13 protein-coding genes are annotated in these 15,498 nt (G+C 42.6%); 6 read left to right on the plus strand and 7 right to left on the minus strand.

Translation table 11 applies throughout. The features are described from left to right. Nucleotides 1–56: 56 nt before the first annotated feature. Both ahpF and ahpC read right to left on the minus strand, forming a co-directional pair. Complete coding sequence (gene ahpF / locus ACDG22_RS04660; protein WP_022125705.1) at nucleotides 57–1,613, minus strand: alkyl hydroperoxide reductase subunit F; 1,557 nt, start codon at nucleotides 1,611–1,613, stop codon at nucleotides 57–59. A gap of 21 nt (nucleotides 1,614–1,634) precedes the next feature. Continuing rightward, a complete protein-coding gene (ahpC, locus tag ACDG22_RS04665; protein ID WP_007568270.1) occupies nucleotides 1,635–2,201 on the minus strand; it encodes an alkyl hydroperoxide reductase subunit C in 567 nt (188 codons plus the stop codon). Nucleotides 2,202–2,414: 213 nt separating this feature from the next. On the opposite strand from ahpC, the gene ACDG22_RS04670 reads away from it, so the two are divergent. Next, nucleotides 2,415–2,996 (plus strand): DUF3109 family protein, encoded by a 582-nt coding sequence (locus tag ACDG22_RS04670; RefSeq protein ID WP_007568272.1) that lies wholly within the window; start codon nucleotides 2,415–2,417, stop codon nucleotides 2,994–2,996. 83 nt (nucleotides 2,997–3,079) lie between these two features. Here the strand turns inward: ACDG22_RS04670 and ACDG22_RS04675 are convergent, their stop codons facing one another. Both ACDG22_RS04675 and ACDG22_RS04680 read right to left on the minus strand, forming a co-directional pair. After that, complete coding sequence (locus tag ACDG22_RS04675; protein WP_007568274.1) at nucleotides 3,080–4,462, minus strand: FimB/Mfa2 family fimbrial subunit; 1,383 nt, start codon at nucleotides 4,460–4,462, stop codon at nucleotides 3,080–3,082. 227 nt (nucleotides 4,463–4,689) lie between these two features. Next, the gene (locus tag ACDG22_RS04680) at nucleotides 4,690–6,450 is read right to left on the minus strand and encodes a gamma-glutamyl-gamma-aminobutyrate hydrolase family protein (RefSeq protein WP_022125703.1); all 1,761 of its coding nucleotides are present in this window, start codon (nucleotides 6,448–6,450) and stop codon (nucleotides 4,690–4,692) included. Between the two features lie 81 nt (nucleotides 6,451–6,531). Between ACDG22_RS04680 and ACDG22_RS04685 the strand changes: the two genes are divergently transcribed. Both ACDG22_RS04685 and buk read left to right on the plus strand, forming a co-directional pair. Further along, a complete protein-coding gene (locus ACDG22_RS04685) occupies nucleotides 6,532–7,452 on the plus strand; it encodes a phosphate acyltransferase (RefSeq protein ID WP_022125702.1) in 921 nt (306 codons plus the stop codon). A 12-nt stretch (nucleotides 7,453–7,464) separates the two neighbouring features. Next, a complete protein-coding gene (gene buk, locus ACDG22_RS04690; RefSeq protein ID WP_007568283.1) occupies nucleotides 7,465–8,529 on the plus strand; it encodes a butyrate kinase in 1,065 nt (354 codons plus the stop codon). 112 nt (nucleotides 8,530–8,641) lie between these two features. Here the strand turns inward: buk and ACDG22_RS04695 are convergent, their stop codons facing one another. The 3 genes from ACDG22_RS04695 to ACDG22_RS04705 all read right to left on the minus strand — a co-directional run bounded on the left by ACDG22_RS04695 (nucleotide 8,642) and on the right by ACDG22_RS04705 (nucleotide 9,954). Then, nucleotides 8,642–8,965 carry a DUF4491 family protein gene (locus ACDG22_RS04695; protein WP_007568284.1) on the minus strand — a complete coding sequence of 108 codons (324 nt, stop codon included), beginning with the start codon at nucleotides 8,963–8,965 and terminating at the stop codon, nucleotides 8,642–8,644. Nucleotides 8,966–8,967: 2 nt separating this feature from the next. Next, nucleotides 8,968–9,432 (minus strand): Lrp/AsnC family transcriptional regulator, encoded by a 465-nt coding sequence (locus tag ACDG22_RS04700; protein WP_007568285.1) that lies wholly within the window; start codon nucleotides 9,430–9,432, stop codon nucleotides 8,968–8,970. Nucleotides 9,433–9,546: 114 nt separating this feature from the next. Beyond that, on the minus strand, nucleotides 9,547–9,954 hold the full coding sequence (locus ACDG22_RS04705) for a hypothetical protein (RefSeq protein ID WP_270230280.1): 408 nt from the start codon (nucleotides 9,952–9,954) through the stop codon (nucleotides 9,547–9,549). Between the two features lie 192 nt (nucleotides 9,955–10,146). On the opposite strand from ACDG22_RS04705, the gene ACDG22_RS04710 reads away from it, so the two are divergent. From ACDG22_RS04710 to ACDG22_RS04720, 3 genes are read left to right on the plus strand one after another with little or no spacing between them, the layout of a single operon-like run. Then, nucleotides 10,147–10,674, plus strand: a complete 528-nt coding sequence (locus tag ACDG22_RS04710; protein ID WP_118482909.1) for an NUDIX hydrolase — start codon at nucleotides 10,147–10,149, stop codon at nucleotides 10,672–10,674. 21 nt (nucleotides 10,675–10,695) lie between these two features. Beyond that, on the plus strand, nucleotides 10,696–13,719 hold the full coding sequence (locus ACDG22_RS04715; RefSeq protein WP_177593767.1) for a tetratricopeptide repeat protein: 3,024 nt from the start codon (nucleotides 10,696–10,698) through the stop codon (nucleotides 13,717–13,719). Further along, nucleotides 13,716–15,383, plus strand: coding sequence for a TonB-dependent receptor (locus tag ACDG22_RS04720; protein ID WP_022125699.1), 1,668 nt, complete (start codon nucleotides 13,716–13,718; stop codon nucleotides 15,381–15,383). Before ACDG22_RS04715 ends, ACDG22_RS04720 begins: the two co-directional genes overlap by 4 nt. Nucleotides 15,384–15,498: the final 115 nt, after the last annotated feature.

Genomic DNA, 15,498 nt, shown 5'->3' on the forward strand with positions numbered 1-15,498 from the left:
CTGTAAGTAGATTCTTACTGACAGATCTTGCATTTTATACCAGACTCACTTTAATATTAGCAAATACCTTTTATTCTGTCTTCAAAGGCAGAAAGGGCAGCCTTAGCTCCTTCACCCATCGATATGATAATTTGTTTATATGCTACGTCGGACACGTCGCCGGCTGCATAAACACCAGGTATGGCTGTACGACAGTTTCTGTCGGTTAAGATTTCTCCCATGCGGTTGGTATCCAGCTCTCCGGCGAAAGGCTGGCTGTTTGCTGCGAGCCCGATCTGAACAAAAACACCATCAAGCGGTAATATGCTTTCTGTTTCATCCAGGCGGTTCTTGATGCGCAACGCAGTCATAGCCTCTCCGTTGCCTTGTACTTCGAGGGTCTGTATCGAAGTAGAAACCTCGACATTCTCCAGTGAACGTAATTTATCCTGCAACACTTGGTCGGCCTTCAGTGTATCCATAAATTCCAGCACGGTCACTTTTGCACAGATACCTGCCAAATCGATAGCCGCTTCTACTCCGGAATTTCCTCCACCGATTACGGCTACATGTTTTCCTTTGTAGAAAGGACCGTCGCAATGCGGACAGAAGGCTACTCCACGACCGATATATTCGCTTTCTCCCGGCACATTCAGTTTACGCCAGGAAGCTCCGGTAGCGATAATTAGAGCGGGTGCAAGAAATTTTTCTCCACCTTTAACGGTCAATTGCTTATCACTGCCCTGCAAGGAGAATGATTCTATCTGGCGGTTGTCACATATTGTGATGTTTTCATAATGCGACAGATGGGTCCGTAAATCGGAAGATAGGTTTTTTCCAGTGGTGTAAGGAATGGAAGTTACGTTTTCGATTCCTACTGTTTCGTTTACCTGACCTCCTATGCGTCCGGCAACCAGTCCGACCTTCAGCCCTTTTCGTGCTGAATAAATGGCAGCAGAAACACCGGCGGGACCCCCTCCTGCTACCAATACATCAAAGTGTCGCTCTTCTGTTGTAGGTTGAGAAGAAGAGTCAGTTCCCATTTTACTTTCCAGCTTATCCAGCAGTTCTCCCAGGTTACTGCGTCCTACATGTATGGATTCTCCATTCAACCAGACAGAAGGAACTGCCTGAATCTTGAGTTGTTGAACCTCATTTTCATGTAATGCCCCGTCTACGATACGGTGTGAGAGCCGAGGGTTAAGCAGCGTCATTACATTGATCGCTTGTACTACGTCCGGACAGTTTGTACAAGAAAGTGACATATAAGTTGTTACCGTAGCATTTCCTTGCAGACATTCAATTCTCCGTCGGGTAGCATCGTCGGGAAGATTTTTCCCTTTGCCATCAGCATTCAGCACTGCGAGCAGCAGTGAACTGAATTCATGTCCGTTGGGCACTGCCTGAAAACAGATACGCAAGTCTTCTCCATTTCTTAAAATCCGGAACTCCAGTCCTTCGCTTTCGCGGACGGTACACGATATTTTATCCGAACACGATGCTGTATCTTCGAGTAACTCAATCAGTTCATTGCGGCTCTCATGCTGAGGATGTACTGCAATGTCGAATACATAGTCAGCTTCCAGTCCGGCAAAAATCTGTCTTAGTTGTTCTTTAAACGCTGTATCCAACATAAACAGTCCTCCCTTTCATTATCAGATTTTACCTACCAGATCGATGCTTGGCTTCAATGTTTCCTTACCTTTTTTCCACTTAGCAGGACATACCTCACCGTCGTGAGAAGCTACAAACTGAGCTGCTTCTACCTTTCTCAATAGTTCATCAGCATTTCGTCCGATACTGTTGTCCTGTATTTCTACTAGTTTGATAAGGCCTTCCGGATTCACAACAAATGTACCTCTGTATGCCATTCCATCTTCTTCAATCATTACTCCAAATGCACGTGATAAAGCTCCTGTCGGATCGGCAAGCATCGGATACTGTATTTTACGGATACTTTCGGATGCATCATGCCATGCCTTATGTACAAAGTGTGAATCGGTACTTACAGAATAAACTTCCACACCCATTGCTTTAAACTGTTCGTATTTCTCTGCCATATCTACCAGCTCGGTCGGGCAAACAAAGGTAAAATCGGCAGGATAGAAAAAGAAAATAGCCCATTTACCTTTGATGTCTTCGTTTGATACTGTAATGAACTGACCATTGTGAAAAGCCTGTACCTTAAATTCAGGTACTCTAGAGTTGATAATTGTAGTCATAATTTATATGTTTTTAGTTGATTATTTTTAAATTTGTAATTATTACAATACAAAGGTACGCTTCTCTTACCGTACGGGCAATACCTACTTTTAGGTATATTTCTTTGTTGAAAAATCTTGGTTGTGACTGTTATAATTCTGCTATTTGCTTCTTTACCATACTTTTTTGTAATTTTGCAGCATTAATGACTAACCGATATAGATAAAAAGAAAATGGTACAGATAGATGATGTAATAGTCAGTTTGGATGTATTTCGTGAGAAGTTTGTTTGTAATCTCGATGCCTGTAAGGGAGAGTGCTGCATTGAAGGAGATGCTGGTGCTCCTGTAGAGCTGGAAGAAGTAGAAAAGCTGGAAGAGGTACTTCCTGTTATATGGGACGAACTTTCTCCGGAAGCTCGTGCGGTAATCGATAAGCAGGGAGTCGTCTATACCGATTCGGAGGGAGATCTGGTTACTTCTATCGTGAATGGCAAAGACTGTGTGTTTACTTGTTACGATGATAAAGGCTATTGTTATTGTGCAATAGAGAAAGCCTATCGTGAAGGCCGCTGTAATTTTTACAAGCCAGTATCGTGTCATTTATATCCTATTCGTGTAGGCGATTACGGACCTTATAAGGCAGTGAATTATCATCGCTGGGATGTATGCAAGGCTGCGGTTTTATTGGGAAAGAAAGAAAATGTACCGGTTTACAAGTTCTTGAAAGAACCATTGATAAGAAAATTTGGCGAAGCATGGTATGCCGAATTGGAGAATGTCGCTGAAGAATTGGAAAAGCAGCATATCATTTAATCGGATATAAACAAGGTGTAAGAATATTGGAGTGATACGTCCTATTTTCTTACACCTTGTTTATATATAAAGAAGTTGGAAAGCTATTTCAGCTTAAATCTTACTTTTTTTACAGGTCTGAGGTAGTATTTTACAGTTCTTCCTGCATCTATTATACGATTGTTGGCAAAGCTGAAAGTAGACTGTGCATTGTTGCATAAGTAACGTGCTCCGTCGCTATATTTAAAGAATGCAAGTCCGTATTCACTGATAAATTCATTCAGTTCACTGACCGATCCCTGAAATTGGTTCCGGAACGCTGTAGCTTCTTCCGTTGTAAACATTCTCCATCCTTCTATGCCGTCTTCTGAATAAGTATCCAGCAAATCCAGAGCATCTGCGGCCAATGTATACCATTGTTCCGGGGCGATGATGATAGCTTCCGCTTCGGTAGAGGAAATACTGGTAGTCTGCCAGACATAAAAATATCCCCATATACTATCTGCACCAGGCATTTCGGATACGATGAATGTGTCATATTCCGTGTCATTGTCACCAGAACTGTCTTCTCCTCCGGTATTTCCCGAATTGCCGTCATTTGTCCCTTCATCATTACCGTCATCTTCTCCCTCATCGGGTAAAATCTCATCGAAGCCGAATTCACAGTCTATTTCCGGTTGCCATCCTTCCGCCTGAAATTCTCCGTCGAGTGTTACTCCACCTTTATAGTTTCCCGTGAAATGATATGGATAGCCAGCCTTCAGTGTTGCCTGATATGTATAGCCGTAAGCTTCATTTCCTTGTGAAGACTGAAGATTGATAGACAGATGAGTCTGCGAACTTTCGTTAGGGAACACATACGTTGCATCGCTGACCCATTGGCTTCCTTCTTTCCGGCAGGGAATAACACATTGTTGTTTGTCGTTTTTATAATCTCCGTTGAATGAAACAGCAGAGCTTACCGGTGAGACCTTTACTTCGGTAGCTGTTACATCTTGAGGAATACCGTTGAGGGTGAAATTGAGTGAGGCTACTGCATACGAAAGAATGACTGTAATTCGAGTTGATTGAGTGAGGTTTACACTGGCTTTTCCTATTTGCAGAGGCTCTTCCGAGCAGTTGTCTGTCTTGAGACTGATATAACTGTCGGGAATAATCTCCAGCGGATACGAATGATCATTCTCGTTGAGGCCAGATAGCAGGATGAGTGTATACTTTCCTTTAGATATGGAAGAACTGAATTCACTTTCTTCTGTAGGAATCGTTTCACGTACTACACAGTTGTTTTCGTCGTCGAACAGAAAAAGTGAGAGTGGATAATTGATTTTTGCATTGTTACGGCTAGTCACATTTAGCTGTAAGGTGTACCGTGCTTCCGTCTGTTCATCCTGAACTGTTTCATTTTCTTCCGATTCTAGTTTGTATTCTCCACAGGCACATAGCAGGAAGAAGCAGCTTGTCAATAAAATACTTTTTGTTAATTTCATGAGTCCCTTCTACTGTTTTTTTCTTTTAGTAACGCTGCTTTTTGAAAAAGTATACGTTTCATTAAAAACTTCTTGAAAAGGTTCTGAAAAAAACATTATCGAGAGGACCGTAAAATTTGTACAAAAAATAAAAAAACATGCTGATGTTTTCCGGAAAATATCAGCATATTTTTTCGAAGGCATCAGCATGTTTTTCGAGACTATCAGAATGATCTGATAATGAGGAACTAATCTTGTTTTTGTACCTCCTCCATTACTCTCAGGAAGTTGCCTCCCCAAATCAATCGGAGATCGTTCTCGCTGTAACGTTCGTATAACATACGGCGTGTCAGATTGATCAGTTCCGAAGAATCATTACAACCGATAATTCCCCCGTCGCCGTCGAAGTCGGTTCCGATGCCTACATGCTCTATGCCCATGATGTTGACCATATGATGCAGATGTTCGATTGCATCGCAGATTGTAGCAGGAGCATCTGTACGCAAGAAGCCACTATACAGACAAACTTGTACGACACCTCCTTTACGGGCAATAGCTTTCAGCTGCTCATCCGTCAGATTTCGTGGGTGGTCACATAATGCACGGCTCGAAGAGTGTGAACATACCACTGGCTTGCTGCTTATGTCTAGTGTATCGTAGAAGGTCTGTTCTCCCGCATGCGAGAGATCCACCATCATACCAATGCGGTTCATCTCCCGGATAACCTGTTCGCCGAAAGGAGTTACTCCGATGTATTCGTCATTATATCGTGCCGAACCGCAGATATCATTATTTCCGTTGTGGCAAAGTGTCATGTAAACAACTCCCCGGTTGCGGAAGCGTTCTACATTCGTCAAATCTTTTCCGATAGCATATCCATTTTCTATTCCTAGCATAATGGCCTTTTTCCCTTCTCGTTTCAGACGGTATAGATCGGCTGGAGTGTAAGCAATATCTACTGCGGTGCAGTTCATCGCTACCATACGCTCTATTTCGTTCAGCAACTGGTCGGCTTTGGCTGTAGCGGCAAGTAAGGCTTCGTCAGTACGTTCTTTTTGTGCCAGATAAGCAACCATGATAGTAGCATCCTGCCGTCCTTCGGCCATTTTGTGTAGATCGACTTTTATTTTGGCATCTCGTGTAGCAAAATTAATGTCTTGTCCGAAAAACATCGGCGTGTCACAGTGAGTGTCCAGAGTCAGTATACGGCGATGCATCTGCTTGGCTGTACGGAAGGAAGTTGCTTCTTGCAATAACCATTCGAACAGTGGCATCATGTATTCATCACCATTCAGAATGAAACACTCCGGATGCCATTGTACGCCCAGCATCGATTTGTATTCAGTACTTTCTATGGCTTCTGCTACCTGATCGGCAGCTCGTGCTGAAATACGGAATCCCGGAGCAGCTTCGTTTATTGCCTGATGATGGAATGAATTGACCGGCAGCGAAGTTGTTTTCATGATTCGTGCCAGCAGACTATCATGTTCTATTTGTATGGTGTGTGAGGCGAAAGCTCTGTCCATATCCTGGCTGTGCTTGATACGCTTGCCCTCCATCTGTACATGAATGTCCTGATAGATACTTCCGCCAAGTGCTACGTTCATGACTTGCATTCCACGGCAAATGCCTAGTATCGGAATCTGGCGGTTGGCTGCAAGTCGCGTAAGAAGTAGTTCCTGACGATCGCGGAAAGGATTGATGTTGTGTAATTCTTTTACTGGCTCTTCTTTCAGGAATAAGGGATTTATATCTGCTCCTCCTGTCAGTAGAAGGCCGTCTAAACTATCGAGAAGGCTTATCAGAATGTCAGTATTTTCGAAAGGGGGAATAATGAAAGGAGTACCTCCCGCTTTCAGAATGGAAGTATAATATCCAGGAGCAAGTGTTAAATTTCCTTCACTGAAATTCCCGGTAATTCCTATTACAGGTGCATCTTTATGGTTGGGAAATCGGTTATGGAGCGCATCGTATTCCGCTTCGATGTCAAATGTTTGAAACGTTTTCATAAGTTAAATATTTCGTAGAAACCAAGCAAATATAGAGATAAATTCAGATTTATTTTTCATATTTGCTAAAAATCTAATGGTATGGAATTGATTAGAACCCTAACTCAGCTGGTGAATAATTTGCGTTCGCTTGGTATCCGTCGGCGGGTTGCTGTGGTATGTCCCAATGACCCTCATACAGAATATGTCATTATCCGTAGTTTAAGGGAGGAAATAGCCGAATATCTGCTGGTTACCGATGAAGCTCATGTTGAAATCGCTCATAACTTGCGTGCTGCCTCTCCCGATTTTGTCCGTGTTTATATAACTTCCACTCCCGATGAAGCAGCTGCGCTTGCTGTAGAGCTGGTACGTACGGGGGAGGCTGATATCCTGATGAAAGGACTTATTAATACAGACAATCTGCTGCGTGCAGTGTTGAAAAAGGAGAAGGGATTGTTACCTCCGGGAGGGGTGCTGAGCCATGTTGCCGTAGCACAGATTCCACTGTATCATAAATTACTGCTCTTTTCTGATGCGGCTGTCATTCCTCGGCCGGGACTGTTGCAGTTTCGTGCAATGATAGCAAACGATATTGCCATATGCCGTAAGCTAGGCAATGACCAGCCTCGTGTGGCATTAATACATTGTTCAGAAAAAGTCAATGAAAAATTTCCGCATACGTTGGACTATGTACAGTTGAAAGAAGAAGCTCAGCTAGGTCGATTCGGTTCTGTCTTTGTAGACGGACCTATGGATGCCAAGACTGCCTGCGACCGTCATAGTGGTGAGATAAAAGGATTAAGTTCGCCGGTCATCGGGAATGCCGATATTATGATTTTTCCGAATATCGAGTCGGGCAATACTTTTTATAAAACACTGTCACTTTTTGGTGATGCGAACATGGCAGGCATGCTTACAGGGACAATAGCTCCGGTAGTTGTACCTTCGCGGAGCGACTCGGGAAATTCTAAATTTTATAGTCTTGCATTGGCATGCATGGCTGGTAATCAAAACGATTAATATTGATATTATATGAAAATACTAGTGATCAACCCCGGTTCTACTTCTACCAAACTGGCTGTTTACGAGGATAATGAACAGGTCTGGAGAAAAAGTGTATTTCATTCTGCAAAAGACTTGTCGGTTTTTCATCATATTAATGAGCAATATGAATATCGTCGCTTGCATGTTACAGAAGCTTTGCGGGAGGCTGGAATTCCCTTGTGCTTCGATGCTATCATTGCCCGCGGGGGATTACTGAAGCCTACTCCCGGTGGGGTATATCGGATAAATGAGCGTATCAAGCACGATTTGTGGCATGCTGATATGGAACACGCTTCCAATCTGGCAGCTCTGATAGCAGATGAACTGGCTGCTTCGGCAGGATGTCCTGCTTTTATTGCAGATCCGGTAGTCACCGACGAACTGTGTGATGTAGCCAGGCTGACCGGTATTCCGGAGATTCCTCGTATCTCTATTTTCCATGCGTTGAACAGTCGGGCGGTTTCTCGTAATTATGCAGCCCGGATTGGCAAAAAATACGAGGAGCTTAATCTGATAGTTGTACATCTGGGAGGAGGAATCTCTGTCAGTGCGCATCATTACGGAAAAGTGATTGACGTAAATAATGCGCTGAACGGGGAAGGACCTTTCAGCCCGGAACGTGCAGGTACAATTCCGGCCAGGCAACTGGTAGATTTGTGCTTCAGCGGCAAATATACTTATCAGGAAATTCGTAAAATGCTGAATGGCAGAGGAGGCTTGTTGGCTCATCTGGGTACAACCGACGTACCTACTATTGTACGATGGGCAAATGCCGGCGATAAAAAACATAAACTGGTGCTGGAGTCTATGATTTATACAGTAGCCAAGCAGGTAGGAGCGATGCATGTTGCCTTACACGGACAGACAGATGCTGTTATTCTGACCGGAGGAATCGCCAACAACAAATATTGTGTAGCTTTACTTCGTGAATGGCTGGAAGGCATTGCTCGTATTGTAGTTATTCCTGGTGAGGATGAGATGGGAGCTTTGGCCATGAATGCACTTGGAGCATTGAGAGGAGAACTGCCTTTGCAGGAATATAACCCGCATTGATCGGGAACAATAAAGATATAATAAAAATCACAGATTCCATTGGTCCGTTAATGCAAGTATTAATTAAACCAATGGAATCTGTGATTATAAAATAGTTTTCTGATGCAGAATTTCAAGATCGGGATTCGTATTCATGTTTACGTTTAGGGTTCATGGGAAACCATCCCTTCAGCACCCGTTCTCGCTGCTCGAATATTTCTTTGATGGTCCAGAAAGAAGAAAAAGAGAATACGCCCAGTAATGTCGATATCAATATGTCACCGATAAGTACCGAACCAATGATACCTGCAATGCCTAGCAGCAGGAACCACCACCAGCAACGTGTTCCCCAATAGTATTCGGCTTTAACTACAATAGGATGAAACAGTCCTATTATTAGAAAAGTACATATGCCTATTACTATTCCTTCAAAATGGAGAGTTGCAAGCCAGTCCATCCTTATTTTTCTTTGCGGATAGGAATTTCCTTCTTAATGCTCTGCTCGAGTGAAATCAGGGTTTCCGTTGCAGTCACACCGGGAATTTCCTGAATTCTGGAGTTCAGCAATTCCATCAGATGCTCGTTATCTGTTGAATATAGCTTAGTCAGCATTGTGTACGGACCGGTAGTAAAATGGCATTCTACAATTTCAGGAATTTTTTCGAGTTCGGCTACTACGCTTTTGTACATGGAACCTTTTTCCAGCTTGATTCCTACATATGTACAAGTGCTATATCCCAGGCTTTTGGGATTTACGTGGTAACCCGAACCAATGATAACTCCCAAGTCGATCAATCGCTGTACACGTTGATGAATGGCTGCACGTGAAACACCGCAGTCGGCAGCAACGTCTTTAAACGGAATACGAGCATTCTGCGAAATAATTTCCAGAATCTGTTTGTCTAGGTTATCAATTTTTTCCATAATAAGCAATCTATATTATCATTTTGTAAGCAAATATAGGAAAACTTTTTTATAAGTCTTATAAAAGCCGATAAAAAACATGTTTTTTTTACAGAAAAGAACAGAAAATATTAGCTATTCGTCTACTTCTGCTTTGATTTCGCCCATTTTTCGTCTTCTTTCGAAGGAAAAAGTATCACTATGTGTATCCAGGTATTCCATCGTATACAGTGCCTTACGGTATAGTTCTTTTTTCTCTTTGGCAGAGCTTTTTATGGAAGCGTCATAACATAGCAGTTCGGAGAGCATCTCTATCCGTTGAAGGAATTCCTGCTTGGGAAATTCCGTTTGGAGGTAATGAAGGATGAATTCGGCATCTTGTTCGTAAAAAAAACTTTCAGGCTGGTGAAAATAGGCACGATACATGCTATGGATTTCCAGCTGAAGAGTTGATGATTGTTTTTCGGCTTTCTCTTCTTTTAATTTTTCCAAAGCTTCGAAAAACTGTCTGATTAACCGCATAATGTAATCTCGTTCCAACATGATTCTCTCTTTTTATAATTTGACTGGCAAATATAGATAGTTTTTTGACAGCTTTTTACTTTTGCAGACGGATGTTTATCACTCCTTTCTCAGGTGAATACCTTACTTATATATTTTTTTGTGTTAACTTCCCCTGTTGTGTTTTCATTTATCCTATCTTTGTAGAGTTAAATATTATAAATCTTTTAAGATATGCACCCGCTGGATTTGTTTAAATATTGTCCCAAGTGCGGATCCTCTCATTTCGAGATAAGAAATGAGAAAGCAAAAAAATGTGCCGACTGCGGTTTTACTTATTATTTTAATTCAAGTGCCGCTACGGTTGCTTTTATTTTGAATGCTAGAAATGAACTTTTGGTATGCCGGAGAGGAAAAGAGCCGGCAAAGGGAACACTCGACCTTTCGGGAGGCTTTATCGATATGGCAGAAACTGGAGAGGAGGGTGTTGCACGTGAAGTTCGTGAAGAAACCGGTTTACAGGTTGTAGAGGCAACTTATTTGTTTTCGCTTCCTAATACGTATTTGTATTCTGGTTTTCTGGTACATACCCTCGATTTGTTTTTTCTATGCCGGGTGGCAGATGATAGCAAATTGCTGGCAATGGATGATGTGGCCGATTCGTTTTGGATGCCTTTGGATCAGGTTCGTCCGGAAGAATTTGGACTGGATTCGGTCCGTCAGGGTGTTGCTCGTTTTTTAGAAGAGCATAAAAAGAAATAAGAATAATAATATCTTGCAGATATGAAGAACAAGAAACATGTATGGGTGGCAGGAGCCATGTGTGTATTGCCTTTGATGGGAATGGCACAGCAGACTGAGCCACTGACAGATTCCCGTCGTCTGTTTGACGATGGAAAAGAGTTATTTCTTCGTCGTGACTATGCAGCGGCGCAACAGACCTTGTCGCGCTTTGTACAGCAGAAACCGCAGGCTTCATTGGCTGATGAAGCCGCTTATATGATTGCTTGCACGTCGTATGAACTGAAATCTCCTGACTGTATTAAGCAGCTGGAAGGGTATCTGGAACAATATCCGGATTCGCGTTATGCCAATCGGGTGCAATCTCTTATCGCTTCTGCCTATTTCTTCCAGGAAAAATATCCAGAGGCTATTGCTTGTTTTAAAGGATGCCAGTTCGATTTGCTGGCTGATTCTGAGCGGGATGCCTGTACCTTGCGTATGGGAACTGCTTATCTGAAAATGGGAAACTTGCAGGAAGCTGCTGTCTGGTTCAGTATTCTGAAAGAGGTGAGCAGTGAATATCATATAGATGCCGTTTATCATCTGGCTTATATCGATTATGTGCAAAAACAGTACGATAAGGCTTTGCAGGGATTTCGTGAGACAGGCGAATCTTCTAAGTATGCGGCTTTGTCGCCTTACTATATAGCCGATATTCATCTGGTCAGAGGAAATTACCAGCAGGCCAGACAGATCGCATCTACTTATCTCGAAGCTTATCCACGCCAGGAAAAGGCAATAGAGATGAAACGCATTTGCGGAGAAGCTTGTTACGGCTTGAAGCAATATGCTGCTGCCATTGATTATCTGTCAGCTTATCGCAGCGAGACTGAGGAACATGCTGAAAGAAATTCCTTGTATAAGTTAGGAATGAGTTTCTTCTATACGGGGGTCTACTCGGAAGCAGCTGCTGCATTGGGTGAGGTGACTACTGTGCAAGATGCCTTGACGCAGAATGCTTATTTGCACATGGGACTTGCTTATTTGCAATTGAAAGAACGAAATCGGGCACGAATGGCTTTTGAACAGGCGTCTGCGATGAACTATGACCGTGACATCAAGGAGCAGGCTTTTTATAATTATGCTTTGTGTATACACGAAACATCCTATTCTCCGTTTGCTGAATCGGTTACGGTATTCGAACGTTTCCTGAATGAATTTCCTAACTCTGTTTATACAGAAAAGGTAAATGATTATTTGATAGAAGTATATATGAATACTCGCAGCTATATGGCTGCACTTAATTCTATTGCTAAAATCAGCCGTCCGGGTAACCGTATTCTGGAAGCTAAGCAAAAATTGTTGTTCCGTCTGGGTACGCAGGCTTTTGCACAGGCTGCTTTCGAAAATGCTATAGAATATTTCTCTCAATCGCTTCAGTTGGGACGTTATAACCAGCAGACTCAGGCTGATGCTTATTATTGGCGTGGAGAGTCAAAGTATCGTCTGGAACAGTACGGTGCTGCTGCATCCGATTACCGCCAGTATCTGGAGTTTGCTCCCGACCGTCGTTCTACAGAGTATGGACTGGCTTTGTATAACCTGGGCTATACAGCATTTAAGCAAAAGCAGTACGATAAGGCGTTGACTTGGTTTACCCGCTGTGCAGAATCGGGGATTCGTCTGGAGAACGATGTCGTAGCTGATGTGTATAATCGAATGGGTGACTGTAATTTCTATGCACGCCGATTTGATGCAGCCGATGCGCAGTATGCACAAGCATCCGGTTATTCGATGTCGTTATCAGATTACTCGTTGTTCCAGCAGAGTATTATCAAGGGCTTGCAGCGTGAGTATGGTAAGAAAATTGAATTGCTGAACCGTTTGATAACAGGATTCCCTGAGTCACAGTATCTGGATGATGCACTTTATGAACAGGGACGTGCTTTCGTGCAGCTGGAAGACAATGATAATGCTGTAAAGCGTTATTCTCTTTTGGTTCAACGTTATCCGGAAAGTCCGCTTTCTCGTCGGGCAGCAAATGAGATAGGTTTGTTGTATTATCAGAATGATAAATATAATGAGGCTATAGCTGCATACAAAAAAGTAATTTCTACTTATCCGGGTAGTGAAGAAGCTCGTCTGGCTCAGCGCGATTTGAAATCTATCTATATTGACCTGAACCGGGTAGACGACTATATGGCTTTTGTTTCTACGATTCCGGGAGGAGCCAATTTTGATGTGAATGAACGTGACTCGCTGACGTATGTGGCAGCCGAACGTGTGTATATGCGTGGAAATATCACTGAAGCTAAAAACAGCTTTGTACGTTACCTGCAATCTTTCCCACAAGGAGCATTTAGTGTAGATGCTCATTATTATCTGGGCTTGATTGATTATAATGAGAAGAATTACACGGGGGCTGTTTCACACTTGGATAAGGTTGTCGAATATCCTGATAATAAATTCTCTGGCGAAGCGATGGCTATGTGTGCTGACATTGCTTATCGTGAAAAAGAATATGAAAAGTCATTGGGACTTTATAAACGTATGGCAGATCGTGCTGTATCGCAGGAAGAACGTGTGACTGCACGTACAGGAGCTATGCGCAGTGCCTGGATGGTGAAAGATTGTCAGGAAATTATTTCTGTGGCTTCGGGTCTGATTGCTGAAAGCAAGCTGGCTCCCGAATTAGCTAATGAGGCGCATTATTATCGTGCAAAAGCTCTTCTTGCCGAAGGACAGAATAAGGAAGCAGCAGGCGACTTGGCTGTTTTGGCAAAAGATACCCGTAATGTATATGGAGCTGAAGCTAAATATTTGTTGGCTCAACTTTATTTTGACAATGGAGAAACAGGAAAGGCAGAGAAAGAGGTACTTGATTATATAGAGGTAAGTACCCCGCATGCTTACTGGCTGGCCAGAAGTTTTGTCCTGTTGTCGGATGTGTACATGAAACTTGGACGTAACTTGGATGCCAAGCAATATTTGTTGTCATTGCAGCAGAATTATCAGGCAGATGATGATATTGCGGAAATGATAGAAACTCGATTGGCTAAACTAAATAAGGGAAGTAAACAATGAAACATATATCTGCAATTTTAGTAGCTGCGGCATTGTCGCCCGTAGTAAAAGGCTATGCACAGGAACAGGTGAAAGATTCTACACTGAATCGTACGGTTGTAGTGGAAAATCAGTATAATCCTGAAGTTATGGACGCATTTAAAGTGAATGTCTTGCCGAAAGTGGAAGAGCCTGCTGTTGCCAAACAGCATATAGATTATGCAACATCGGTTCGTCCGTTGACAAGCTGGGGCTTTTCTCCGATGGAAGCCATAACAAGTGAACAGAAGCAGGTTGATGCGCCGCGAGGATATATCAGAGGAGCTTATGGTAACCGGAATAATGTAGACCTCAAGGCTTCGTATCTTTGGGATATTTCTCGCAAGGACCGTTTACAGTTTATGGCTTCTCTATATGGTATGAATGGAAATATTTCTTCTCTGCTTCCTGAAGAAGGAGAATGGAAGTCGCGCTTTTACCGTACAGATGTATCATTGGATTATAAACATGATTTCCGGACTGTTTCACTTTCTTTAGGTGGAGCTTTTGTATCTCAGGTATTCAATTATATGCCTGTGAGAGATGAAAGTATTCAGAATTTATATGAAACGAGCCGTCAGCGTTATACCTTAGGTGAAGGATATGTAGGCATAGCTTCTGTAGAAGGTGAATTGCCTGTGGAATTCTCTTTACAGACAGGCTTGCGCAGCTTTAGCCGCAAGTATGACATTCCTTATATGCGTCACGGTTCGGAAAATATTTTTCATACTGTCGGATTTATTTCCGGAGCGTTGAACGAGGAACAGCATGTAGGCATTGCTTTGGGTATGGATAACCTGATTTATGATGCGGAACAGGCTGATTATACATTGTTGCAGTTGAATCCTTATTATACGCTTGAAAATGATAATATACGGTTGCGTGTGGGAGCTCATGTTGACTGGCAGTCGGCCAATGGAAGTGGTATAAAAGCTGCTCCGGATGTTAAGCTGGATTATACTTTTGCTGATACCTATGTGGCTTATCTGCATGCGACAGGAGGGACCCGGTTGAACGATTTTCGTCAGCAGAATGAAGAATCTCCATACTGGGGAGTAATAAACCAGATGCGTACTTCCTATACACCGGCGGATCTTCAGGTCGGTTTTAAAGCATCTCCATTACCTGGACTGGGCTTCCATTTATTTGGAGGATACCGTGTGACTAAAGATGAGATTTTCCATCTTTATCCGGATATAACAGACACCGACTTCCCGTACTGCTATTCACTCTTGATGCAAGAAAAGGCAAAAGTTGGATATGGAGGAATAAAAGCTGCTTATGGATATAAAGATATTTTTGATTTCTCCGTAGGTGGAACATATTATGGCTGGAATGTAAAAGATGAAGCAAAAGTGTTGCTTTACTTGAAGCCGGAATTTGTATTAGATGCTTCTGCTCGTGCAAAGGTGTATGATGAGTTTTGGATTTCGGCAGTCTATCGTTATGAGGGACGTGTAAAGGCTGGAGAACTGGAAAAAGCCGATGCAATAAATAATCTTTCACTTTCTGCAGGGTATAAGTTCTTTAACAGCTTGAATGTTTTTGTACGTTTCAATAATTTACTGAATCAAGATTACATAACCGTGGCTGGTTACCCCGTTCAAGGATTTAATGCCATGGCAGGTGTAAGCTTCCGTTTCTGATAATAATAAAAGCCTGTATCGGGATATATCCGTTACAGGCTTTGTTGTATCCTGACGTTATAATACTCTTCAGGTGTAATCTTTTTCGTCTGATTTTTCTGTATGTTTTCCATAT

The organism is Phocaeicola coprocola, assembly GCF_041333015.1.
Taxonomy (GTDB): domain Bacteria; phylum Bacteroidota; class Bacteroidia; order Bacteroidales; family Bacteroidaceae; genus Phocaeicola; species Phocaeicola coprocola.